The organism is Rhizobium sp. CC1099 (genome assembly GCF_029714385.1).
Classification (GTDB): domain Bacteria; phylum Pseudomonadota; class Alphaproteobacteria; order Rhizobiales; family Rhizobiaceae; genus Rhizobium.
The window spans coordinates 577,370-601,785 of the sequence record NZ_CP121642.1 but is presented as its reverse complement, the minus strand read 5'-3'; the positions used below and the strand labels follow the sequence as shown (position 1 = coordinate 601,785).

18 protein-coding genes and 3 pseudogenes are annotated in these 24,416 nt (G+C 59.7%); 8 read left to right on the top strand and 13 right to left on the bottom strand.

Features of this window, described 5'->3' with window-relative positions:
* Positions 1-2: 2 nt before the first annotated feature.
* The 3 genes and pseudogenes from QA644_RS24030 to QA644_RS24020 form a co-directional block, all read right to left on the bottom strand.
* Positions 3-128: pseudogene (locus QA644_RS24030) on the bottom strand (oxidoreductase); the annotation flags it as partial.
* 397 nt (positions 129-525) lie between these two features.
* Positions 526-831, bottom strand: coding sequence for a zinc ribbon domain-containing protein (locus QA644_RS24025; protein WP_283073598.1), 306 nt, complete (start codon positions 829-831; stop codon positions 526-528).
* A gap of 44 nt (positions 832-875) precedes the next feature.
* Positions 876-1,772, bottom strand: coding sequence for a transposase (locus QA644_RS24020; protein ID WP_283073597.1), 897 nt, complete (start codon positions 1,770-1,772; stop codon positions 876-878).
* A 66-nt stretch (positions 1,773-1,838) separates the two neighbouring features.
* On the opposite strand from QA644_RS24020, the pseudogene tnpA reads away from it, so the two are divergent.
* Positions 1,839-2,284 (top strand): annotated as a pseudogene (tnpA, locus tag QA644_RS24015) (IS200/IS605 family transposase).
* Here the strand turns inward: tnpA and QA644_RS24010 are convergent.
* Together QA644_RS24010 and QA644_RS24005 are read right to left on the bottom strand one after the other, a co-directional pair.
* Positions 2,281-3,399 (bottom strand): HPP family protein, encoded by a 1,119-nt coding sequence (locus QA644_RS24010; RefSeq protein ID WP_283073596.1) that lies wholly within the window; start codon positions 3,397-3,399, stop codon positions 2,281-2,283. The pseudogene tnpA and the gene QA644_RS24010 overlap by 4 nt on opposite strands.
* 69 nt (positions 3,400-3,468) lie before the next feature.
* Positions 3,469-4,359, bottom strand: coding sequence for a LysR family transcriptional regulator (locus QA644_RS24005; RefSeq protein WP_283073595.1), 891 nt, complete (start codon positions 4,357-4,359; stop codon positions 3,469-3,471).
* A 255-nt stretch (positions 4,360-4,614) separates the two neighbouring features.
* On the opposite strand from QA644_RS24005, the gene QA644_RS24000 reads away from it, so the two are divergent.
* Positions 4,615-5,043 carry a hypothetical protein gene (locus tag QA644_RS24000; protein ID WP_283073594.1) on the top strand — a complete coding sequence of 143 codons (429 nt, stop codon included), beginning with the start codon at positions 4,615-4,617 and terminating at the stop codon, positions 5,041-5,043.
* Positions 5,044-5,238: 195 nt separating this feature from the next.
* On the opposite strand, the gene QA644_RS23995 is transcribed toward QA644_RS24000, so the two are convergent.
* From QA644_RS23995 to QA644_RS23970, 6 genes are all read right to left on the bottom strand, one after another.
* On the bottom strand, positions 5,239-6,609 hold the full coding sequence (locus tag QA644_RS23995; protein WP_283073593.1) for an alpha-glucosidase/alpha-galactosidase: 1,371 nt from the start codon (positions 6,607-6,609) through the stop codon (positions 5,239-5,241).
* A gap of 22 nt (positions 6,610-6,631) precedes the next feature.
* Positions 6,632-8,299, bottom strand: a complete 1,668-nt coding sequence (locus QA644_RS23990; protein ID WP_194731444.1) for an ABC transporter ATP-binding protein — start codon at positions 8,297-8,299, stop codon at positions 6,632-6,634.
* A 10-nt stretch (positions 8,300-8,309) separates the two neighbouring features.
* Positions 8,310-9,443 (bottom strand): ABC transporter permease, encoded by a 1,134-nt coding sequence (locus tag QA644_RS23985; RefSeq protein WP_283073592.1) that lies wholly within the window; start codon positions 9,441-9,443, stop codon positions 8,310-8,312.
* A 1-nt stretch (position 9,444) separates the two neighbouring features.
* Complete coding sequence (locus QA644_RS23980; protein WP_283073591.1) at positions 9,445-10,452, bottom strand: ABC transporter permease; 1,008 nt, start codon at positions 10,450-10,452, stop codon at positions 9,445-9,447.
* A gap of 117 nt (positions 10,453-10,569) precedes the next feature.
* Positions 10,570-12,657 (bottom strand): ABC transporter substrate-binding protein, encoded by a 2,088-nt coding sequence (locus QA644_RS23975; RefSeq protein ID WP_283073590.1) that lies wholly within the window; start codon positions 12,655-12,657, stop codon positions 10,570-10,572.
* A gap of 119 nt (positions 12,658-12,776) precedes the next feature.
* Positions 12,777-14,243, bottom strand: coding sequence for an alpha-glucosidase/alpha-galactosidase (locus tag QA644_RS23970; RefSeq protein ID WP_283073589.1), 1,467 nt, complete (start codon positions 14,241-14,243; stop codon positions 12,777-12,779).
* 212 nt (positions 14,244-14,455) lie between these two features.
* On the opposite strand from QA644_RS23970, the gene QA644_RS23965 reads away from it, so the two are divergent.
* From QA644_RS23965 to QA644_RS23940, 6 genes are all read left to right on the top strand, one after another.
* Positions 14,456-15,343: an AraC family transcriptional regulator gene (locus QA644_RS23965; protein ID WP_074071522.1), complete on the top strand. Its 888-nt coding sequence runs from the start codon at positions 14,456-14,458 to the stop codon at positions 15,341-15,343.
* Positions 15,344-15,605: 262 nt separating this feature from the next.
* Positions 15,606-16,907 carry an extracellular solute-binding protein gene (locus QA644_RS23960; protein ID WP_074071521.1) on the top strand — a complete coding sequence of 434 codons (1,302 nt, stop codon included), beginning with the start codon at positions 15,606-15,608 and terminating at the stop codon, positions 16,905-16,907.
* A 93-nt stretch (positions 16,908-17,000) separates the two neighbouring features.
* Positions 17,001-17,930, top strand: a complete 930-nt coding sequence (locus QA644_RS23955; RefSeq protein WP_156886669.1) for a sugar ABC transporter permease — start codon at positions 17,001-17,003, stop codon at positions 17,928-17,930.
* Entirely contained in the window at positions 17,927-18,769 is an 843-nt protein-coding gene (locus QA644_RS23950) for a carbohydrate ABC transporter permease (protein WP_283073588.1), read from the top strand. The genes QA644_RS23955 and QA644_RS23950 overlap by 4 nt, the downstream gene beginning before the upstream one ends.
* A gap of 28 nt (positions 18,770-18,797) precedes the next feature.
* A complete protein-coding gene (locus tag QA644_RS23945) occupies positions 18,798-21,818 on the top strand; it encodes a glycoside hydrolase family 38 C-terminal domain-containing protein (protein WP_283073587.1) in 3,021 nt (1,006 codons plus the stop codon).
* Positions 21,819-21,971: 153 nt separating this feature from the next.
* Positions 21,972-23,141, top strand: a complete 1,170-nt coding sequence (locus QA644_RS23940) for an ROK family transcriptional regulator (RefSeq protein WP_083636049.1) — start codon at positions 21,972-21,974, stop codon at positions 23,139-23,141.
* A 35-nt stretch (positions 23,142-23,176) separates the two neighbouring features.
* On the opposite strand, the gene QA644_RS35215 is transcribed toward QA644_RS23940, so the two are convergent.
* The gene (locus QA644_RS35215; protein WP_349254149.1) at positions 23,177-23,677 is read right to left on the bottom strand and encodes a hypothetical protein; all 501 of its coding nucleotides are present in this window, start codon (positions 23,675-23,677) and stop codon (positions 23,177-23,179) included.
* Between the two features lie 399 nt (positions 23,678-24,076).
* Positions 24,077-24,151: pseudogene (locus tag QA644_RS35210) on the bottom strand (hypothetical protein); the annotation flags it as partial.
* Positions 24,152-24,416: the final 265 nt, after the last annotated feature.

Here is a 24,416-nt window from a genome sequence, read left to right as displayed (position 1 = left end):
TTTCATCGCATCGTCAAGCGGCCATCAACGGCATATTGGCTAGCGGTAACGTACGAGGCGTCGCCAAAAAGTAGAAACCGCGCCGCCGCAGCCGCCTCCCCGGCCGATCCGATACGACCGAGGGGCACAGCACATTGCTGAGTAGCTCGTCTTCAAACCGTGCTTGCAAGTCCCTTGCACGGGAACTCCTGCGGGAAATGCCCTGCTTGCCTGCGCAAGGTGATCGTCCCTGACACCCGTCACGCAGACGCTACCGCCTTCGGCGGCAATTCTCCTTGCTCCGGCAAGTCCGATGCGCTTGTACCTCCGGTGACAAGAATGCGCTTGGCCGTTAAAAAACTGCCATTGAGAAGACCTCTTGGCCGGGCTGACTGTCGAAGCAGTGAAAGCGCCAGCGCGCATCTGATGGGCTTGGGCCTGGAACACGAAACTCATCATTGCCGGGCGCAGCCGGTGTTCGTCATGTCTCAGCCGAGATTTTCTCGGATCATCGATCAGGATCAGGACGTCTTAAGGCAGGTGCCGTTAACATCTTCCCCCGCTTGCAAGCGGGGGATTTCCGAGGCGGCGCGAAGCTCCGCCGATCGTTATCGCTTCAACGGAGAGCGGCTGCCCTTCCTCCACGATCATAGACGCCGTGTTCCGACGCAGGATGTTGATTGCAGCATTGTGGTCGGCATGGGCGCGCAAGCCGCATTGGCAACAGCGGAAAGACGCTTGGCTTTCGCGGCTTTCCCTGTCCACGGCTGCGCAGGCCGAACAGGTCTGCGAGGTGTGGCGGGGATCGACCTTGCACAGGTATCCGCCCCGTTCTTCGAGCTTGTCGGCCAACACGGTTTCAAAGCCGTGCCAGCCTTGTTCGAGGATCGCCCGGTTCAGGCCCGCCTTCTGCAGACGTTGGTTGCGGGCGCGTCCACGGTCCCCCTGGCGCTGCGCGTCATGTTGCGCGTGGCGAGGTCTTCCAGCACGACCGTTGCGAAGCGACGGGCGATATCAAGACTGGCCTTGTGCCGCCAATCCTGCCGGATGCGGGCAGCACGGGCCTGCAAGGCTGCAACGCGGCGGCGGGCCTTGGCGTGGCGGTTCGACCCGCGCTTGCGCCGCGCCAGAACGCGCTGGGCCCGGCGCTTCCTGGGCTCGATCTCCGCAAGGCCGGCAGGCATCCACCAATGCTCCCCGGTCGAAAGCGTCAGCGTGTTCGCCACGCCCCGGTCGATCCCCACGGCGGGCAAATCGTTTGGCGGGACGGCATGGTCGATTTCGCAGGCGAAGACGATGTGCCAGCCGTTCGCCGCCAGGCTCACCGTCACATTCATGGTCTTGCCACGCAGGCGCCGCGTGTCGCGGAACTTCACCCAGCCGATCTTGGGAAGGCGCGCGGCCGACCACTTGCCGTTCAGGCGCTTGACCTCGATCTCCCGCCCCTGAAAGCGGAAGGCGCCGTTCACGCCCTTCTTGCGCGGCGCGGGATATCCTGCGCGCCCGGCGAAGAAGTTGGCATACGCCTTATCCAGATCGCGCAGGGCCTGCTGCTGGGGCGTCACATGCACGGCGGCAATCCAGTCGAACGCGGCCCGCAGTGCGGTCAATTCCCGCGCCTGGGCGATGGAGTTCAAGCGGTTCCCGGTCTGCCGCCGGTAATGCCGCCACCAGTCCCTGCGCTGCTCCAGCGCCAGATTATAGACCAGCCGCACAACACCCGCGAACTGCCGCAACAGGACTTCCTGTTCGCCGGTCGGAGCGCGCTTGTAGCGGAAAGCGCGGTGGATCATGTTACGATTCTATCAATTGCTCCAAGGAGCGCAACCGTGGATCGCACCGGCAGGCATGTCGTCTACATGCTCCATGGTCATTTGGTCTTTGTCACGAAATACCGCCATGACGTTCTGTCAGAACCGGCAATCCGAACCTGCGGCGCATCTTCGCCAAGCTGTGTCGCGACTTCGAGGCCGAATTGATCGAATGCGACGGCGAGGACGATCATGTTCACCTGCTGGTGCATTACCCTCCGAAGATCGCCCTGTCGAAGCTGGTCAACAGCCGCAAAGGCGTATCCAGCCGACGTCTGCGCGAGAGCCGCCCGGAAATCACCGGGCGCTACCACAACGGCGCTTTGTGGTCGCCGTCCTCCTTTGCGGCAAGCTGTGGCGGCGCACCGCTCTCGGTGATCGCCGAATATGTCAAATCCCAGCGCGAAGCGGCCAACGCCGCTCTCGCGTTCCTCCCCGGCCTGAACGCCGGGGTATCCCGCGAGGTTCACGATGAGAACGTCGCCCAGTTTTAGGCGACACTCTCCCAGGCGACGCGGTCCGTCGGAACGAGACGCGCCATTGCAGCGAGAAGATCGGTCTGCGAGATCAGCCCGATGATCTGCCACGCCTGGTCGATCACGACAACGGCGTGTGTTTTCCCGTCCGTCAGGACTGGCAAAAGGCCGAGCGCAGGCGCGTCAGCCGAAGTTGTCGCCGATGGCGCCATAAGAGCCTCAACCGGACCGGCCGCAAAAGCGAGTTCTCGAAGTCCGACGCTGCCTACGAGCTTGCCGTCAGGCTGTTTGACCGGCAGTGTGCGGACATTGTGTCGGATCAGCAGCGCATGCGCCACCTCAACAGTGGTGTCGGGGCTGACTGCAATGACATCACGCGACATGATGTCTGCGCATTTCAGGTCCTTGTTGGACCGGACCGTCGCTTGAATTTCGACTTCTCGCAAAAGCCGGCTCAGATCTGCACGATCGATGTCGAACGTTTCCTTCAGCACCTGGAGCGCCGCATCGACGTCCTCCTCACGAAATCCGACCCGCAGGTTTGCGGGCGGATCCTTCGTATGATGCGTGTTGGCCGCGCTGACGACAACATGCGGATAATTGTGCCGGGACAACTTGTGAAACAGAAGCCCAAGTGCCACCAGGATGCACGAATTCAAGCCCACCGGCACGAACGGGAAGAGCAAACCCCAACTTGCGACAGGCGCACCGCCGAGGACTGCGGTCAGGGCCGCCGCTCCGCCGGGTGGATGCAGGCAGCGGGTGAACGACATCGCCGCAATCGCAAGCGAAACGCCCACACCAATTGCGACGATTGGGTCATGAATGAGATTTGCGGCAATGACCCCCATGAAAGCAGAGATCGTGTTTCCACCGATAATCGGCCAAGGCTGCGCTAATGGGCTTGACGGAACAGCAAAGAGCAGCACAGCCGAAGCCCCCATCGGCGCGACAATCAGCGGAAGGTGAGGACCCTCGCCGAGGAGGCCACCGCAAATGAGGCCCGTCAGGGCGATGCATGCAAGCGCACCCACACATGCAACCAGCCGCTCGCGAAGTGTCGCACCGGCAAGGATGGGCGCAAACAGACGAAAACGCCAGCCGGACAAGGCTTCACGATGTGGGAAACGCATAGATCACCTGTGGATTTGTCAATGAGATGTGGGCCCACACCCGACAAATGGATCGGGCGATGGCAACGGTTATGAACTTGCCCCACCAGCGGAAAGAAGGGCCGTTCGAAACGTATCCAGCTCTGAAGACCCCGCATTCTTATGTGTGAGAAACGAGGTTTGCGCTGAACCCGCAACAACCGTCTGGATCATGTCACGGGACACCTGCAGCTGCGACAGGATCGACGCTGGAACGACACCAACGGCGCCTCCTGCAAGGACACTCGCAACCACGGCGTGGTAAGATGACATCTCGATCGTCATGAACGGCGGAAGACGGCCAAGCCAATCCTCGGCCATGCGCCGATAGGTGCATCCGGCCTCAAGGGCCGCGAGTGTGCCAACGGTGATGTCCGCGGCGTTACGAACTGGCGGATGATCCGGAGGAAGAATGATCAGAACCTCCTCGCTCCAGAGCGGCGCGAGCTCAAGCTGGCAAAAATCAACGTCGGCAAGCCAGGCGGCTGCATGCTTGCCGATGGGCAATGCGATCAAGGCACAGTCGAGTTCCTCTGCCAAAACGGCACGGGCGAGATCCCGCGTCGCACCCATTGTCAGCCGAAGAGAAATATGAGGAGCAACGGTTCCGAAGCGTGGCAGAATGTGCGGTAGCCGGCTTGCCGCCGTGCTCTCCATTGTACCGACACGCAAAGTCGCCGGCCGGCCGGAGGCCGACAACGAATGGCGCGCCTCGTCAGCCAATGCCGCCATACGCTTCGCGTAAGACAAAAACAGCCGCCCTTCGCGGGTGAGGGTCATCTGCTTTCCATCCCGATTGAAGAGCAAGACACCGAGATCCTCCTCCAGCTGCTGGATTCGCGTCGTAACATTCGAAGCGACGCGCCCAAGCGCCGCGGCAGCGCGCGTCACGCTTCGATGTTCGGCGACGGACAGAAAGACACGGAGCGACGGAAAATCCACGTAAAGTCTCGATTTCAGAATATCGAGCCGCTATTATTCTCATAAACAGAATACGATCAAGTCGCTGTAGAGAACGGATTTTTCAAAGTTTCAGCCGCTGCTGAGAAGGAAATTGCGCAACTTGCCGAAATGCTCGCAGCTTGTGACGATGCCCAGCCGGGGGCCGTCGACCTCGCTTGGGCGTCGATGGCGATGCGTTAGCGGTCAGCGGCACGCAAGGAACTCATTCGCCAGTGAGCGGATCCTGCATGCTCTTTGAGCATTGAGCGCAATATATCGGCAGCGCCGCATGACGCCAGTGAGCAACGCACGGCAAACAAATGGCACGCCGCTTGCTTCGCGATGCGCGTTCTTTTTGAAAGGTTCCGGGCGATGGTATTGCCTTTTGTTTTTCTGAGCATCGCAATCGGCTTCAGCGTGAGGGGATGCTTGCCGGCTTTCGCCGCGTATCCCGAGATGGCTCCACGGAAAATCACGCTCACCATGCTGGCGACAGCCATCTGCGTCTCAGCCCTCGCTCTGGCCTTTTCCGGCCGCGGCGTCTTGCTGGGAAGCGCGATTTTGGCGTCCGGGTTCGCTGTTGCTTCGGTCGCAAGAACATTTCTTCGCCCGGCCACCATGGTCGCAATCGCGGCAACCTGCCTCGTTATTTACCTTTATCTGTCGCCGGCGCAGATCTTATAAGAAAAAACCGTAAAACGTCCTGAGGCGCTGAGCTTCGCCCCAGATCGTGATCCGCATGCGCGGGCGGGCGGCCTTGGAACTTTCGCCTTTCTGGGAGACATCAAGAGGCAAGTGGCCGATCCGGCAGACTGAAGGCGAAGCCGGCGACAAGCCTCGCCGGCTTAAACGAGCTGCCTGAAGGGCGTCGCCTGCACTCTAGGCTGCCTGCACCTTCTTGGCTGTTCTCGCCCAGGCCGGCAGCCAGTCACCGTGGGTGGAAAGAAGATCGTCGACGAGCGACCAGATCTGGTCGAGGTCGAGTTCAGCTGCCGTATGCGGATCCATCATCGCAGCGTGGTAGATGTGATCGCGATCTTCCGTCATCAGTGCCTGGACGGTCAACTCCTGAACATTGATGTTGGTGCGGATCAGCGCTGTCAGCTGTGGCGGCAGGTCGCCGATGAAGGTTGGCTGAATGCCCGAGGCGTCGACCAGGCAGGGCACTTCGGCGGCGCAGTTTGCCGGCAGCGAGGCGATGCAGCCGTTGTTGCGGACATTGCCGTAGATGACCGACGGTTCGCCAGTCCAGACCGAGTTGATGATGGAGGAAGCATATTCCTTCGATTGTGCGACCTCGATCTTCTCGGCCGAGCGGTAGGCTTCGGCCTGTCCTTTCCAACGTTCGATCTGCTCGATGCAACGCTTCGGATATTCGTCGAGCGGAATGCCGAACTTCTCGATCAGGTCCTCTCGGCCCTCTTTGATGAAGTAGGGCGTGTATTCGGCAAAGTGCTCCGAGCTCTCGGTGACGAAATAGCCGAGGCGTGTCAGCATCTCGTAGCGCACCTTGTTGGGGCAGCGCGGGTTCCAGCCGGGCTTCGGGGCACGGCCTTCACGATAGGCGCGGACGAGATCGGGATAGAGATTCTTGTAGGAACCATCCGCCTGCCGGTGCTCGAACGTCAGATAGAAGGCCATATGGTTGATGCCGGCCGAGCGATAGCGGATTTCCTCGTAAGGAATGTCAAGGTCATGCGCCAGCTCCATGGCCGTGCCCTGGACGGAGTGGCAGAGGCCGACCTGCTTGATTGCCGGATATTTTTCCGCAATCGCCCAGGTGTTGATGGCCATCGGATTCACATATTGCAGCATGATCGCCTCCGGGCAGACGGCGAGCATGTCCTCGCATATCTTCCAAAGGTGCGGCACGGTTCTAAGCCCGCGCATGATGCCGCCAACGCCGAGTGTGTCGGCAATGGTCTGGCGCAGACCGTATTTCTTCGGCACTTCGAAATCAGTGACGGTACAGGGCTCATAGCCGCCGATCTGGAAGGCGACGACGACGAAGTCTGCGCCTGTCAGCGCCTTGCGCTGATCGGAATAAGTTTCGGCCCTGGCCGTTACGCCCAGCGTCGAAATCAGCTTGTTGACAACGACGGCGCTTTCTTCGAGACGCTGCGGATTGATGTCCATCAGCGCGATCGTGGCGCCCGACAGCGCCGGACGCTGCAAGACATCGCCGACGATGTTCTTCATGAAGACGGTGGAGCCTGCTCCGATAAACGTGATCTTGGGATTTCGTGCCATTATAACCTCCGGCATTCGGCAATCATGCTACCTCGAAAGCGGCTTTCACCAGCCGTTCCGTGTAGGCGGTCTTGGGATTGGATAGAACTTCGTTGACAGGCCCCTCTTCCATAATGCGGCCATGCTGCATGACGATCACCCGGTGGCACAGCGCCCGCACGACCTTAAGATCGTGCGAGATGAAGAGGTAGCTCAGGCCCCGCTCGTCCTGCAGCCTGCGCAAGAGCTCGATGATCTGCGCCTGGACGGAAAGATCGAGCGCCGACGTCGGCTCATCGAGCAAGATAAATTCAGGTTCGAGGGCGATAGCGCGGGCGATGGCGATGCGCTGGCGCTGGCCGCCGGAGAATTCATGCGGGAAGCGCGAGAGAATATGGCCCGGCATGCCGGCCGCAATCAACGCCTCGCGCACCCGGTCCATGCGCTCGGCTTTAGTCGCACCTAGCCTGTTGACGACCAGCCCCTCCTCGATGATCTGGCCGATTGTCATGCGCGGATTGAGCGACGAGAACGGATCCTGGAAGACGATCTGCATGCGCGATCGTAGCGGCCTCATCTCGGCGCGCGAGCGGCCGTGGATGGGCTGGCGGTCAAAATAGATCTCTCCGCCGTCCGGATCGTTCAACCGGACCAGCGCCTGACCGAAGGTCGTTTTGCCGGAACCGGATTCGCCGACGAGACCAAGCGTCTCATGACGGCGAAGCGTGAGACTCAGGTTGTCGACAGCGACGAGTTCCTTCATTTCCGGCTTGAAGAACGTGCCGTGGCGCAGCATGAAGGAAACGCGCACCCCTCTGGCATCAAGAATGATCTCGGAATTTTCCGGCAATGGGTTGGCCTGACCGCGCGGCTCGGAGCCGAGCAGATGCTTCGTGTAAGGGTGCTGAGGATTGGCAAAGAGCCTTTCGGTCGTGTTGTGCTCCCGCATCTCGCCATGCTGCATCACATAGACATAGTCCGAGAACTGCCGGACGACCGTGAGGTCGTGGGTGATCAGGATCACCGCCATGCGCAGTTCCTTCTGGAGGTTGCGGATAAGGTTCAGGATCTGTGCCTGCACGGTGACGTCAAGCGCTGTCGTCGGCTCGTCGGCTATGAGGACGTCCGGATCGTTGGCGAGCGCCATGGCAATCATCACGCGCTGGCGCTGGCCGCCCGACAGCTGATGCGGATATTGCTTCAGCCGGGCTTCGGGATCGGGAATTTGCACATGCTTCAGAAGCTCCAGTGCCCGCGCTTCCGCCTGCCGGCGGCCGAACTTCTGGTGTACACGGATTGCCTCGACGATCTGACTGCCGACCGTATAGATCGGGTTGAGCGAGCTCATCGGCTCCTGGAAAATCATCGAGATGCGGTTGCCGCGCAACTTGCGCCGGGCGCCTTCGGAAAATTTCAGGATATTGGCGCCATCATAGTCGATGGTCGATTTCGGCGAGACAACGGCGCGCTTCGAAAGAAGCCCCATCACCGTGCGCGCGGTTACCGATTTTCCGGATCCGGACTCACCGACGATCGCGATCGTCTCTCCGCGATAGAGCTGAAACGAGATATCCTTGACCGCCTCGACGAAACCGTCTTCGACCTTGAAGGTCACCGCGACATTGCGCGCGTCGATGATTGGACTTTCCTTGCGGCCATCATGATCATGGCGAACGGGCGGCGCAAAGGAATTGACGAGAGAAAGGGCCATCTTCACCACCTCAATAAGGATCGACTGCGTCGCGCAGGCCATCGCCCAGCGCATTGAAGGCAAAGACGGTCACAAGCACAAAGCCGACAGGGGCAAGGATCCAAGGGTAGGTGCCGATGACGGAGTAATTCGCCGTATCCTGCAGCATGAGACCCCAGGAGATCAGTGGCGGCTTCACCGCAAAGCCCAAGAAACCGAGGAAGGATTCGAGCAGCACGACGCTCGGGATGTGCAGTGTCACCGATACGATCACGTGGCTCATCACGTTCGGAAAGATGTGCTGGAAGATGATGCGCCGGTCAGTCGCCCCGACGGCCATCGCCGCCCGCACATAGTCGATGCGCGCCAATGCCAGCGTCTTGCCGCGAACCTCCCGCGACATCTGCGCCCAGCCGAGTGCCGACATGACGACGATGACGAAGGCAAGGAAGACGTTGGTCGGAGCCGTCACCGGGATCAGCGACGTCAGCGCCAGATAAAGCGGCAGTTGAGGAAATGCGAGAACCAGTTCGACGAAGCGCTGAACCCAGATGTCGAATGTGCCGCCGAAGTAACCGGAGACCATACCGACGGTCGTGCCGACGAGCGTGACGATAAAGACGACGGTGAGAGCGATCACCAGCGAAATGCGCGAGCCGATGATTGCGCGCGAAAGCACGTCGCGTCCAAATTTGTCGGTGCCGAGAAAATGCGCGGGTTGGCCATCTGTCGAACCGAAGAAATGCCGGTTCGCCGGGATGAGGCCGAAAAGCTTGTAGTCCGCCCCTTTCACGAAGAAGCCGAGGTAGCGGGGATTGTCATAATCCGGACCGACGATCGGCTGGAAGGTGACGGGGTCGAGTTCTTCGGAATCGGCGAGCGCATAGACGCGCGGCTGAAAGACGAAGTTGCCATCCTTGTCGTGGAAGCTGATGGCCTGCGGCGGCGCGAAGCCCACATCGGTTGCCTTCGGATCCATCGGCGCGAAGAAATCCGCAAACACGGCCATGATGATCAGCAGCCCGACGAGGATGAGGCCCATCATGCCTGTCCAGGAGCGATTCAGACGGCGCCACACGAGCGCGATGTAGCTTTCGTTGCCGTGCGGCGGCTTCTTGATGGTTTCTTCGTGCGGTGGTGGCAGGGAGGAGTCGAAGGCGAACATATCAGGCTCCTACAGACTGACGGACACGCGGGTCGAGCAGGGCAAGCAGCATATCGGCGATGATGTTGCCGACAATCAGCGTTGCCGACAGCACCATCATGAAGGTCGCGGTAACATAGACATCGCCAATCGCCATAGAGCCGACGATGGCAGGACCGACGGTCGGCAGGGCGAAAATGATCGCCGTCTCGATTTCTCCCGTCAGCATGTAGGGAAGCACGACGCCCTGGTACATGACGAGTGGATGCAGCGCGTTGGGCACCGCATGGCGCATGACGACCGCGCTGCCGGTCAACCCTTTCGCCTTGGCCGTTTCGACATATTGCGCGTTCAGCGTATCAAGGAGATTGCCGCGCATGACGCGCATATTGTAGGCGAGTCCCCCGAATGTGGCGATCGCAACGACTGGCCAGACATGACTGACCAGATCGACGAACTTCGCCCACGACCATGGCGCGCCGCCGTATTGCGGCGAAAAGAAGCTGCCGATCTCGGAAATGTTGAATTGGAAAACCAGCAGGTAGACGATGATCAGCGCCATCAAGAAGCGCGGCACCGTCATGCCGAGAAATGAAATGCCGGAAAGAAGGCTGTCGATCCAGGAATATTGGCGTGTCGCCGCCCAGATGCCGAAGGTGATGCCGAGCACGGAGGCAAAGAGATGGCACACGAGGGCCAAGAGCAGCGTGCGCGGCAGGCGCTCTCCGACGACGTCGGCAACCGGCTTGTTATAGTACATGCTGTAGCCGAAATCGCCGCGGGTGACGATACCGCCGATCCAGTTGAAGTATTGGATGACCATCGGTTGATCAAGGCCGTGCTCGACGCGGTAGGCCTGGGCCTGCGCCTCCGCCTGCGCATAGGAGGCTCCGCTCTGGTTGATGAGCTGGGAGCGAATGTAATCGGAGTAATCGCCAGGCGGTGCCTGAATGATCGCGAAGGTCACCACGCTCAGGATGAGGAGCACAGGGATCGCTGAGGCTATGCGCACGAGCAGGAATCGTAACATCGGACGGTTCGCTTCTCCTTGCCGCCAGTCGCTCTTCGGCAGCGCGGCCGGCTTGTTGGTTATGACCGGCCGCGCGCCACGCGCGGCCGGAAGCTCACTTTCATTTGGGAGGGAGCACTAGTTCAGCGGACCCTTTTCTCCCGGCTTGCCGGGAAGTTGCTCGGGGAAAAGTTCATATTTCTGCTGCTTGTCGGCAGCCACCCACAGGCGTTCGCGGATGACGGAATCTTCAGCCCAGTTGAACATGAAGATCGGTGTGCCCTGCGGGATGTTCGAGAAGCGCTTGTTGATGATCAGTGCCCCCGGATATTCCGTGAGGCCGACGGTGTTCACGTGCTCCGTCGAAAGCTTCTGATACTCTTTCATCAGCCTGACCCGCTCGTCATTGTCCTGGCTTGTCCTGAATTTGTTGACGATATCGACAAGCTCTTTCTCGAAGGGCATCAGGTCGAGCTGGTCGTCCTTGCCGGCACGGTGATGCCAGCTGGTGCGCGGGCCGACAGGGGCGAGTTGCTCTGTATTTTGCACGACCGAAGCCAGTTCCGTGGTGTTGCGCTGGATCAGCCAGTCGAAGCGGCCGGCATAGTGCGCATCATCGCGCTTCGGTCCGTCGAGCGCATTGATAATGATCTTGAGGCCTAGCTTCTCCATCTGGCCGACGACGCCTTCTGCGAGGCTCTTGTCGGTGGCATAGTCGTTGTTGACGAGCAGCACGATTTCGACGTTCTTTCCGCCCGCCTGCCCGGCGGGGAAGTTCACGAAGCCGTCGCCATCCGTATCCTTCAGGCCCGCCTTGGCAAGTCCGGCCTTCGCGCCCTTAAGGTCGTATGGATAGTAGAGGGTCGATTGCCGATCGTAAAAACTCGTGCCGGAGGACAAGCCGCCGGCGTAGATGGCCGTGAAAGGTCCCTTGACGAGCGAATCGCCGATGGCTTTGCGGTCGAACGCCATCGTGACAGCCTTGCGGAAATCCTCGTTGCGGTTCAGCTCGCGGATCGCCTGGCCACGCGCATCCGGATCGCCCCAGCCGTTGGCCGAGAAATTCATGCGCAGGTTATAGCCAATCAACCGGGGGCCGAAGGCGAGACGGGCGGGTGCCGTTTTTTCGGCAGCACGTTTCAGCGAAGCAACGAAATTCTCAGGCTGTTCGAGGTTCGAGAAGTCGCCCGAGCCCGCGACCGCCTGAACGTCACGGTCCGCCCAGGTCGAAAGCTTGTAGTGCAGCTCGTTGAGATAGGGGAGTTGGTTGCCCTTTTCGTCGACCTTCCAATAATAGGGATTGCGGCGCAGCACGATGATGTCGTCCGGCCGGTATTCGACAGGCGCCCAGGCGCCCATCACCGGCATATTCATATATTCTGGCGGGAACGCATTCTTGAACTGGTCGTACGTGTTCTTCGAATATTTGGGATGCTGCGGCTTCAGGAGATGCGATGGACCCGGGCAGAAGTTGGGATAGGCCATCGTGTAGAGATATTGTTTCGGGAAGGCCTCCTTGAAGGTCCATTCGACGGTATAATCATCGATCTTCTTCAGGGTCGTGCCGGTGCCGAAGGCTTCCGGCGATGCGCCCCCGCCGAGGGGCGAGACGTTCGGGTCGATAACCTCGTCTTCCCAGTAGAACATGATGTCATCGGCGTTGAAAGGGGCACCGTCTGACCACTTCGCGCCTTCGATCAGATGCATCGTCAGCTTGTGGCCGTCCTCGGACCACTCCCAGCTCTTGGCAAGGTTCGGAAGCGGCTCGGTATCCTTGGCCTCCACCTGGAAGAGCGGTGCGGTGCGCGTCAAGCATTCCGAAAGGCCGATATCGATACCGCCCCAGCCCTGCGTCTGGCCCGCGCCGTAGTTCCACCCTTCCGGCCGCCCGCCGATGACATGGCGCATCGTATCGCCGTATACGCCGATACCATCGGGCATGTTTTCGGTCTTGAAGACCAGCGGCTCCTTTGGAAGCCGATCCTTGACCGGCGGAAGCTTGCCAGTGTCGACGAAATTCTTCTTCACCCAGTCGGGCTCGTTATATTCCGGCAGCGCCTTGAACTCCAAAATGGAGTCGCGGGCAACGTATTTGATCTTGCCTTCAGCCGGAAACGGTGCCGGCGCCGGCGGAACGGTCGGTTCGGATGCATAGGCATTCAAGGCCGCGGCCGAGACGCTCAGCGCCAGTCCGGCGAGAACGCCAATTTTGCGAAAATGTCTCATCGTCTCTCCCTCTTGTTCGGAGCGCTTGCGCTCTCCGTTCTCCTCTAGCGGCGTGAAATCAGGTCTGAGGCGACAGCTTTTCCTCCCGGAAAACCGCCGCAACCCGCCTTCCACGAAGTTCAAACGGCCTGTTTCAAGGCCGCCTTTTCGGCGCGCAGCTCCTCGATCGAGCGCACGCTGCGACGAGCAGCGCCGGCCCAATCACGCGTCTTCACGCTCGATTTCGACAGACGCTCCTGCGCAGCCGGCACAGCGTCGGCATATTGCGGCAGCCAGCGGGCTTGAGCCACGACCATTTCATCGACCATCTGCCAGACCTCTTCGGGCGTCGAGACGGCGCCGACCAAGGGGTCGTGCAGCACCGCAAGCTTCAACAGTTCGATATCGCCGCTGATCGCCGCATGGACGGACATGCGCTGAACGTTGATCGACGAGATGCACGTTGCCGCACAGGCTTCCGGAAGGGTGATGCCGGAGACCATGTTGATGCCGAAGCGATCGACGAAACCGGGCGACTCGATGACAGCGTCGGCCGGCAAGTTGGTGATGACGCCATTGTTCTTGACATTGAAGTGGCCGCGATAGACCCGGTTGGTCTCCAACGCCTCAAGGATATGGCTTGCATGCTCGTTGGAGCGCCTGGACGGATCGATTGGCTTCGACGCCGATTCAAGAAACTGCGGGAACTCCGTCTCGAACCAGTTGCGCGTTTCCGTCGAGTGACGGAGATAGCCGCCTGTCTCACCGTGGATCCAGTCGGACATGTCGATCCACTTGGTGATTTCCTCCGGACGCTTGCGATACCACGGCAGATATTCGGAAAGGTGCCCGTTGCTTTCCGTCGAATAGACGCCGAAGCGCTTCAAAACATCGATGCGCAGCTTCTCCTGCTGCGAATAGACCGGATGCGCTTCGAAGGCCGCAAAAAGTTCGTCCTTGCCGATCTTGCGGCCGTTGAGGCGCAGGTCGATGAACCAGGTCTGATGATTGATGCCGGAGCAGACGTAATCGAGATCCGAAAGCGACCTTGCGCCGAGAACCTCGGCAATCTGTTCGGCCCCATGCTGCACCCCGTGGCACAGACCGACCGTATCGACCTTGCCATATTCGATCGCAGCCCACGTATTCATCGCCATCGGGTTTGCATAGTTCAGGAATTTTGCGCCGGGTTCAGCGACTTCGCGGATGTCCCTACAAAAATCGAGAATGACGGGAATGTTGCGCTGCCCATAAAGGATGCCACCGGCGCAGATCGTATCGCCGACGCATTGGTCGATGCCATATTTCAGCGGAATGCGGATATCGTCGGCATAGGCTTCGAGCCCCCCGACGCGCACGCAGCTGATGATGTAGCGAGCGCCTTCGAGTGCCTTGCGGCGGTCGGTCGTCGCCGTGACCCTGGTCGGCAGCTTGTTCGATTGAACGATCTTGTCGAGGATCGCCTTGATCATCTGAAGGTTATGTTCACTGAGATCCGTCAGCGCGAATTCGGCATCCTTGAACTCGGGAACGCACAAGATGTCCGTAAACAGCTTCTTGGTGAAGCCGACGCTGCCTGCCCCGATGATAGCGATTTTGAAACTCATAATCTTCACCTCAACCTGATCAGATGCTAGGTAAAGGACGGGCAGGAGAGGAAAGACCACATGCCGGCGCATGCAGTCCGAAAAAGCATAAATAACGCCTATATTTCCTCCCGGCCGTTCTCTCGACCGCAATCTCTTCCTCTAATGAAGGGGGATTATGCGGATATTCGCGGAGGTGGCCAGAGAAGGATTATGCTTTCGAGGGTAATTTTGTGCTGCGGGATTTGATCGCCAACGGCCAGTCCATGAGGACAATCTCCCTGCCGCGTGGGCGCCAGCGCCTGCACGCCATGCCGACGAGTGCTGGCTATGAGGTGCGGGAAAACGAAGTCTACGACTGGGACGGCAGGCGGCGCGGCCAGACCCCCTTTACCGTGCTGCAGCACACAATCAGCGGCACGGGCCGCCTACGCTACCAGAACCGCAATTACAGGCTCCAAAGCGGCGATACGCTTTTGGTTCTCGTGCCACACAATCACCGCTACTGGCTCGAAAAGGGCGACCGTTGGGAATATTTCTGGATATCGATGCACGGTGAGGAGACGCTGAGAATCCACAAGATGGTACTTGGGCTGGCCGGTCCGGTTCTAAGGCTCAAGCCATCGACCATTGATCATCTCGCCGACTGCAGCCTTCGCCTTGTCAAGGGTGCTTCAACGCCCGGAGCAGCGTCGGCGATCGCTTATGAGGCGGCCATGGCGCTTTATGACGACGTCTTCGGTTCTCCGGCTTTTGCGGCAGACCTCAGCGCCATGCAGCCGGTGATCGATCATATCCACGCCAATCTCGACCAGCCATTGCCGGTGAGCGAACTTGCGGGCATCGTCGGCCTCAGCCGCGCGCATTTTTCCCGCAGCTTCGCGGAAAGCGAAGGCATGCCGCCTGCCGAATATGTGCTGCAGCAAAGGCTGCAGCGTGCGGCAAAACTTTTGACGAAGGCCGACTTCCTGCCGGTCAAGGAGGTCTCGATCATGTGCGGCTTCGAAGATTCCAACTATTTTTCCAAGGTCTTCCGCCGCGTTTACGGCATCACGCCCACAGAGTTTCGAACCACGGGCATGTATGCAAGCATCGGCAACGCCAGACATCGATCGACATGATCGGGTCCAGGCTGAGATCTCAGCGCGTCGCCGCCGGAAATGACACAGGGAATTTCCGTATTGCCTGCTTGCTCGTAAAGACATTGGAGCCAGAGCCTTTTTTCAGTCCGGGGGAGCCGACAGAAGCGATATTTTTTTGATCAATATTTCCAGCCCGATCGAACCTTGACACCAAATGAATGTGACTTAATCTATTTTCGCGGATCGGAGCGTTGTTGGAGGCAGCGGCTCAAATCGGATCCTGACCCGGGAGGAGATACTCGTGAGGAATACAGCACTCATTCTTGCACTGGCGGCGACCACTTTCTTAGCCGCGCCGCATGACAGCCCGGCACAAGAGGCCATCACGGGCGACATCGTCGGCAAGTCCGACGCACCCAACAAGCTAATTTTCCGGATGACCACGGATGGTCCGCGCAACAACGAGCCGGCTTACGCCCAAGGCTACAGCAAGCTGTTCAACGACTTCATCGGCAAGCATTCCGACTGGCAGATCGAGTTGCAGATGATGTCGGGGGATATCGGACAGGAACAAGCGCGCATGCTCGAGCAGGCCAAATCGGGATCGGCCCCCGATTGTGCAGCCGTCGATTCCTTCGTGTTGCCGCTCTTCAAGAAAGCCGGCGTCTTGCAGTCCTTCTCACCTTACTTCACCAAAGAGGAAATTGACCAGCTCTTCCCCTTTATCCGCGAAGGCATAACCGGCTCGGACGGCAACATCTACGCATGGTGGTGGTCGACGGACCTTCGTGTCCTTTACCGCAACAAGGAAATTGTTCCTGATGCGCCACAGACCTGGGACGACTTGAAGAAGGCGGCCCTTTCCTCGGTCGAGCAGGGAATGGAAGGCGTTCTGTTCAACGGCGGCCGCTATGAAGGAACAACATTCGACTGGCTCGCCAATTTCTGGGCCCAAGGCGGCAAATTGGTGGATGACGATGGCAAGCCGATCTTTGGCGAGGGCGAAAATCGCGACAAGTTCATCAAAGCCGTCAACTATTACCGCGATCTCGTTGAGTCCGGAGCCGCTCCGAAACGCGTGGCGACAATCGGCAACTATGACGACTTCAATGCAGCGGCTGCGGCCGGCACGACGGCGCTATTCGTCGGTGGCAACTGGCAATACGCGCAGCTCAAAACAGCGCTTGATGCCGATGAATTCGCGAAATGGGCTTTTTCCCCGCTTCCTGGCCCGGCAGCGGACCAGCGCTCAACGGGCACGGGCGGCTGGACGGTGGCGGCTTTCAGCAAGGACACTGAAAAGGTGAAGCTCTGCGCAGAACTTGCCCGCGATATCTATATGGGACCTGCCAATGCGCTGCAGGAACAGCTTCCGACCCGCGCCGATCTCTATGACAAATACGAGGTGTTTTCCTCAGACGCCAACAAGACCTTTGCGGCAGCGCTGAAGTTCGGGCAGGCAAGGCCCGGCGCACCCGTCTATCCTGAAATCTCAAATCAGATTCAGATCATGATGGGCAAGGTGCTGACGGGCGTCCAGCCAACCGAGGCCGCCGTGGACGAGGCATTCGGCGCTTCGCTTAGCGCCTTCAAACGCAGCTGAACACCACCTGGCGGCGCGGGCCGGAACGCCTCGTGCCGCCAGGAAGCCCGTGCAACCGCTGCCTAACGATGAAATGGCCGGATCGGACCGATGATGGATGCAAGCATTGCCGCCAGAGGCCCCCAGAGGATCGGCAGGAAAGCCGCCGGACGCCATAGTCCCTCCCCGCTGCCTTGGCTTATGCCGCTCATTCTTGTCCTTGGCGTCTTTTATCTTTACCCCTTGCTTGACGTCTTTCGTTTTGCGTTCACCAACGTCTCGCTGCTTGGCACGGACGAAGAATATACGCTGCAGACGATCGTCACCACATTGTCAAAGCCCGAGCTCTTGCAAATCCTGTGGGTGACATTCGTCTTCACCGCGTCGAGCGTCGTTGTGCAGCAATTCTTCGGGCTTTTCATCGCCTTGATTGTTTTGCACAGCGAAAAGCGCCGGCTCTTCGGCTCGACGATCGTGCGAACAACAGCCCTCGTCGCCTGGGTTGTTCCGGGCATTGCCGGCGGCATCATCTGGAAAATGCTTTTCAACGAAGCGCCGTTTGGCGGATTGAACAGTCTCTTGCGCCTGATCGGCGTTCCGGCTGTGCAGTGGTTGTCGGATCCGCACATGGTCATGTGGTCGGTCGTAATTTCCAATGTCTGGCGCGGCACGGCGTTCTCGATGGTTGTGATGTATGCGGCGAGCAAGGCCATCGATCCTGTTCTTTACGAGGCTGCCGAAGTCGACGGCGCAAATCCGTGGCAACGGCTGATCTATATCACTCTACCCCAGCTGCGGACCGCTATCCTCGTCAACATGATCCTCATCACGATCCAGACCCTGAACACGTTTGACGCAATCATTTCGCTCACCGGCGGCGGCCCCGGCCGCGCGACCGAGGTTCTCTCGCTATACACCTTCAATGTCGTGTTCCGAAATTACGACCTTGCAGCCGGCGCGGTCTTGTCGATCCTGATGCTTACAATCAGCCTTGGCCTTGCACTCGTCTATGCCCGTTTTCTGCCAAGAGGAGAACCGACTTGAGGCCTCTCAGACAAGATCGCATTGGCGATGCGCTAAGCTATCTGTTCCTTGCTATAACGTTTCTTTTCTTCGCCTGGCCGTTGCTTTGGCCGCTGTCGCTTGCGCTAAGAACGCGCAAGGAAATCTTTCTGGGCGTGAGCCGTCTCATCCCCAAAGCGCCAACTTTGGAAAATTTCGGTGCCATCTTATCCTCCGACAAGTTTGCAGGATATCTTTGGAATGGGTTGATCCTGTCCTCGTGCAGCGCAATCGGCTGCCTGATCGTGGCGCTGCCTGCAGCTTATGCCTTCTCCCGATTTCCGTTTCGCGGCAAGGGAGCTTGGATGATGGTCCTGCTCGCCTTTCAGATGATTTCACCGCTTGTGATCATGGTGCCGCTCTACCGCTATATGGCAGCACTTCACCTTACCGACAGCCATTTCGGTGCAACGATGGTTTATATTGCACTCGCGGTACCAATGGTGACGTGGATATTGAAGGGCTCAATCGACGGCATTCCGAAGAGCCTCGACGAAGCTGCCGTCATTGACGGCTGCGGTCATTTTAGCGTCTTTTGGCGCATCATCCTTCCCTTGTCGGCACCAGGCATCGCCTCAGCCTTCATCATCTCGGTCATCGCCGGCTGGTCGCAGTTTCTCGTCCCATTTCTTCTCATCAGCAAGGAATCGCTCATGCCCATTGGCGTCGGGATATTCCAGTATGCCGGAACACAAAACGACTCCTCCCTCCAGTTGCTGGCGGCGGCCTGCCTTGTATCGGTCGTTCCAGCCATTGTTGCCTTTCTCGCCCTCCAGCGGCTCATCCTCGGCGCCATGACGGAGGGCGCCGTCAAGGGCTGACATTGCATTCACATCTCAGGATCTCATCATGACGCTTACTCTGACCCAACGCCTCGACCGCATTCGCGTCCGTATCGCAGAGCTGGAATACTGGCGTTCGCGCGAAACAATTGAGATAGACGGCTGGACCTTTGAAGGAGAGCCGATCGCAATCGGCGACTCATGGCCACGCAAAAACGGCACGGTGCGCTTTTCCGGCGCAATCACCTTGCCCGGCCATTGGCCCCTTGACGACGCTCGGCTCGTGCTTGACCTTGGCGGCGAAAGCCTGATCACGATCGCCGACGAGACGGGCAATGAGACACGGCTCGGCCTCGATCCCTATCACCGGGAATTCCTTGTCCCTTCGCGCAGCATCCGCATCTCTTCCGAAACTGTCGCGCGCCTGCCCTTTGGAGAACCCGTGCGGCACCCGAGGTTGGAACGTGGTGCAGTCATCTGGCTGGACACTGCCGTTGACAGGCTCTGGCTGCTCTTGCGGCAGATCACCGAGGCGGCCGAAATCCTCGACGGCCACGAGGTCATTCCGCATCTCCTGGATGTCGCCGAACACGCCATGCGCGGCCTCGACTGGCCGTCGGCCACCGCCGCCTATGTCGCGCGTACGGCGCCCTCGCCGGTCCAGCAGAAGATCTGGCAGTTGCCGCCACTTGAGGTTTCACCTGAAGGTCTTAATCAGAGCCAGCGGGCCAGCGTGCTCGAAGCCTACGAAACACTTGTTGGACAGCTCAAGCAACTGCGCGAGCGTTTTCCGCCGCAAGGCGCAATCGCACTGACCGGGCATGCGCATATCGATCTTGCATGGCTTTGGCCTTACAGCGAAACCCGGCGGAAGATGCGCCGTACATTCCACACGGCGTTGTCGCTCATGGAGCAATCGTCCGATTTCCGCTTTAATCAGTCCACAGCCCACTACTATGCGCAGATTGCCGAAGACGATCCAGGCTTGCTGGCGCGCATCATCGAGCGGGCAAAGGCAGGCCAATGGGAAACGCTTGGTGGCATGTGGGTCGAACCCGACACCAACATGCCGACCGGCGAGAGCCTCAGCAGGCAGATCCTTTATGGCCAGCGCTATTTCGAAAAGACCTTCGGGATTCGCCATACCGTCTGCTGGCTTCCCGATTGCTTCGGTTTTTCCGGCGCCCTGCCCCAGCTCCTGCGTCAAGGCGGCATGAACAGCTTCTTCACGATCAAGGTCAACTGGTCGGAAACCAATCAGTTCCCGGCCGACCTCTTCTGGTGGGAAGGGCTCGATGGCAGCAGGGTCCTTGCCCACACATTCGACAATCCGATGCAGGGCTACAATGGCTTCGTGCGCCCGGATTGTTTCGTGCCGACCTGGAAGAACTTCCGCCAGAAGGACAAGCACGAAACCACGCTGCTTGCTGTGGGCTATGGCGATGGCGGCGGCGGCGTGACGCCGGAAATGATTATGCGGGAAGAGCAACTGCGCTTCTTCCCGGCTTTGCCGCAAGCACGCTGGACAAGGGTCCACGACTTCTTCAAGGATGCGCATGACACGGCAGCCAGGAAGGACCTGACAGTCTGGCAAGGCGAAATCTATCTCGAACTGCACCGCGCAACGCTCACAAGTCAGAGCGCCGTTAAGCGGCTGCACCGAAAAGCAGAGCGCAGTCTGGTTACCGCCGAGACGCTGGCCGGCCTTGCTTATCTTCTGGGGGGCGAGCAGCCGGCATCAATGGAGCGCCCATGGCGTGTCGTCTTAAAGAACGAGTTTCATGACATCCTGCCCGGCTCCTCGATTGCCGAGGTCTATGTCGATGCCGCCAACGAACTCGACGCAGTCGTGGCAGAGGCGCGCTCAACTCAAATGGCGGCGATGGAATCGATAGCCGCGCAACTGCCGGTTGGAGAAGGCAACAATGTTCTGGTGGTCAATCCGTCGCTGTCTGAGCGTCCCATCCGCTTGACGCTATCAGACGGCAGCACAATCTCGGCCGAGGGACAGATCGCGCCGCTTGGGATTGCTGTTCTGGCGACCGAAGCTCTCCAGCCAAAGACCGGCCTTTCGGTTGGGCGCGACTATCTGGAAAACGCTGTCCTGAAAGTGAGGCTTGCCAACGACGGCTCGATCGCCAGCATTTTGCACAAGCCAACAGGCCGTGAGGCGCTTGAGGGCTGCGGCAATCGGCTTTTCGTCTATCCTGCCGACAAGCCGCGCAATTGGGACGCCTGGGATGTCGAAGAAGACTACGCGGCTCGTGGCGAAGAGATCACTCATCTCGACAGCCTTGAACTGATTGAGAACGGTCCCCACCGGGCGGCGATCAAGATCGTTCGAACCTGGCGCCACTCGCGCGTCACGCAGGTTCTGTCGCTTGGTGCCAACGCGCGGCGGCTGGACATACAGACAGAACTCGACTGGCATGACCGACGTGTCTTCCTTCGCACGCTCACGGGCGTTGCCGTGCGTCACGCGAGGGCGACCTGCGAATGCGCCTACGGGGTCGTGGAACGTCCGACCCATTCGAACACGTCCTGGGACGCTGCGATGTTCGAAGCACCTGCCCACCGCTTTGCCGATCTTTCGGAGCCTGGTTTTGGCGTTGCCATCCTCAATGACGCAAAGTATGGCCACAGCGTGCGCGGCAATGTCCTGGGCCTCTCCCTCCTGCGCGCGCCGGTCTATCCCGATCCGCTTGCCGACGAAGGCATCCAGACTTTCACCTATTCACTGATGCCACATGAGGGCACGTGGTACGAAGGGGGTGTGAGGGAGGAGGCCGAAGATCTAAACCAACCGCTGTTGGCCGTCGCCGTCACAGATCGCGCAACGGGCAGATGGCAGCCGCTTGCCGCCGTCGGGATTGATGCGGCACTTTCCGCCGTCAAGCCCTCGGAGGACGGCGATGGCCTCATCGTGCGCGTGTACGAGCCTGCCGGGCGGCGCGGGAATTTTGAGTTACGCCTTCCGCCGCGCTGGCAGAACATGGGCGTCGTCAGTATCCTCGAAGAGCCGATGGAGGTGCCGAATGCCGGTTTGCGCCCCTTTGAGGTCAAGAGCTGGCGAATAGCCAGGACTTGATGCGATACGGCTCGATGCAACAGCGCTCTTGGGGCGCTTTTCGCATCCACTACAATCGCCTAGTTTGCGTTGAGATTAGGTCACGGCGAAGGGATACCGGGATTGATACTGTCGGGCTCGAATACGGAGCAGGCTGCGGCGGCCAATCGGGCCATGATTCTCGCCGCAATTCATCGCGGCGCCCCGATCTCGCGCACGGAGCTTGCCCACCAATCGCGGCTGACGAAACAAGCCGTCACCCGCATCGTGGATCGATTGCTCGATGAAGGTCTCGTTATGGAGGCGCGCCGCAGGCACGGCCTGCGCGGACAACCTGCCATCGAGCTGGAGATCGATCCCGAAGGCGTGTTTTCGGTCGGCGCGAATATCGATCGCGATCACCTGACGATCGTCGCTGTGGATGCAGCCGGCACGGTGCGCGGACGCATCCATCACGAAAGGCGCTTTCTGCTACCGGACGACTTCGCGGGCTTGATGGCAGACGCGCTATCCTCCTTCCGACGCCGCAGGGTCATCGAAGAAGCTCGTCTGGCGGGGATTGGCCTTGCTATTCCTGACTGGCTCGGAGAGGTTAAAGTCGTCGGCTTTCCATCAGAATACCGGCAATGGGTTGGCTATGACGTGCGCGGTGCGCTGGAGGCAATTTCCGATCATCCGGTGTTCATCGACAATGACGCCAACGCTGCTGCACTCGGTGAAATCGAGTATGGTCTCGGCACGGAAATCGGCAGTTTCTTTTACATCCTCGCCAATGCCTGTCTCGGCGGCAGCCTCGTCATAGATGGGGTCCGTCATAAAGGCGCCAGCGGAATCGGCGGAGAAATTGGCTGGCTGCCGGTCGTCTTTGATGATGGCCCGTTTGCAGGAAGCACCCAGCCGCTGGGCGAAATGTTCTCGCTGTTTATCCTGTTTGACTATCTTGAGCGCAACGGCATCAAAGCGACAACCCCGGGAGATCTTCTCAACCTCGACAATGCGGGACGCAGCCGCGTCAGCAGCTGGCTGCGAAAGATCAGCGTCAAGCTTGCCCAAGCAATTGTCGATATCGGCATGATCGTTGATCCGGAAGGCGTTCTCATCGGTGGCCGCTTTCCTGTCCGTCTAATCGATGAACTGCTTGTCTACGTCCACGAGGAGATTACCCGGCTTGGCGCACGAGCGCCGTCCCTTCACCGGGCGGCCGGCTCGGAAGATGCCGCGGCTCTCGGTGCTGCCGCAATCCCGCTTGCCCATCGTCTGGGGTTGCCATCCGCCGAACCGGGTCAGAGGTTTCGAAATCCAATCAGCAGCCGACAGTCCCAGGACCCGGTCACGGTTGCGTGACGGTTGGCAGGGCGCGCCAAGCCACGCCCGAAAGATCATGGACGGTCAGCGGGCAAAAGTGTGTCGGAAAACGGCCGTAATGCCGCGCCGACGGCGACCCCTGCCCACGGAAAGGACGCACGCCGCACGGAGGGTATCCAAGGCGCGATCACGAGATCGCGAATTTTGTCGTCCCGTTCGCGCGACAGGCGCGCAATGATTGCCTCGAAAACATCGTCGGGCAGAGCACCACCGATGAGGATGGCGCCCGGAGCGATAAATCCTGAAATCGCCAGGACCGCCTCATGAAGATGGCGCGCAGCAATCGCCACCCAGCCATCCGTTTCGCCCGGGTGGGCTGCAAGGTACTCTTTGAGCGAGGGCAACGTCGCGACTTCGTTCAGGCTCGCGCCATCAACACCCGAGCGCATGTCGCCGATCTGGCCCGCCAATCCGTGAACACCTCGAAACGGCCGCCCGCCGATCAAAAGCCCGGCGCGCACAGTCTCGTCGACGATGACGATCACCAGACCGCCTTCGTGGTCGCCTATGCCCAACATACGCTCGGCATTGACCGCCGCCTCGGTGTCATCCAGAAAAAAGAGCGGGCCAACGTCCAATTCAAGGCTATCCTCAATGGCTTTCCGATCGAGTGCCAACCCGGCCGAGAGAGCGATGCCGCATCCCAGCAGTCTGCCAGAGAGGCCAGCGGCATGCCGGATGTGCAAAACAGCCTTCTTGATTTCTTCGGGTTTTGTGAAGGCGTGCTGTTGAAGGATCCTACCGGCAAGATCCATGACGACAGCTTCGCCGCCATGCGCACCGAGGCGGATTCCCAAGGAATATGCGGCGTCGGCTCGCAACGAGAACTCGAGCGCCGTGTAGTGCGCAGTTGTGGGACGCTTTTTCCCGCTGACCAGACCCGCATCGGCCAGGCGGCGCATAATCCCCGTTATAGCCGGCTCCGTGAGCCCAAGATGCCTGGAAAGCTCCTGGCGGGTAAGCGGCCCAAAGCGGCGCAGGAGCCCCATGGCCGTGCGGGAATTGTGATCTGCAATGTCGACCGGGCTGATGCCTGGACGATCATCGTTGCGATCCCGCCCCCTCGATGCGCCAGATACCGAAAGCCGCCGTCCTGTTTTCAAATCAAGCCATTCCCGATACGATCGACAATGCAATACCGGGTCTTCGCCTGCATCAAAATGAAAAAATGCGTTTACGGGCAAACTGAAGGAATGGCGCCGCCCTCAAACGGCAGCCGGAACAGGCGAACTGCCGCGCCGCGCCGGCCATTTC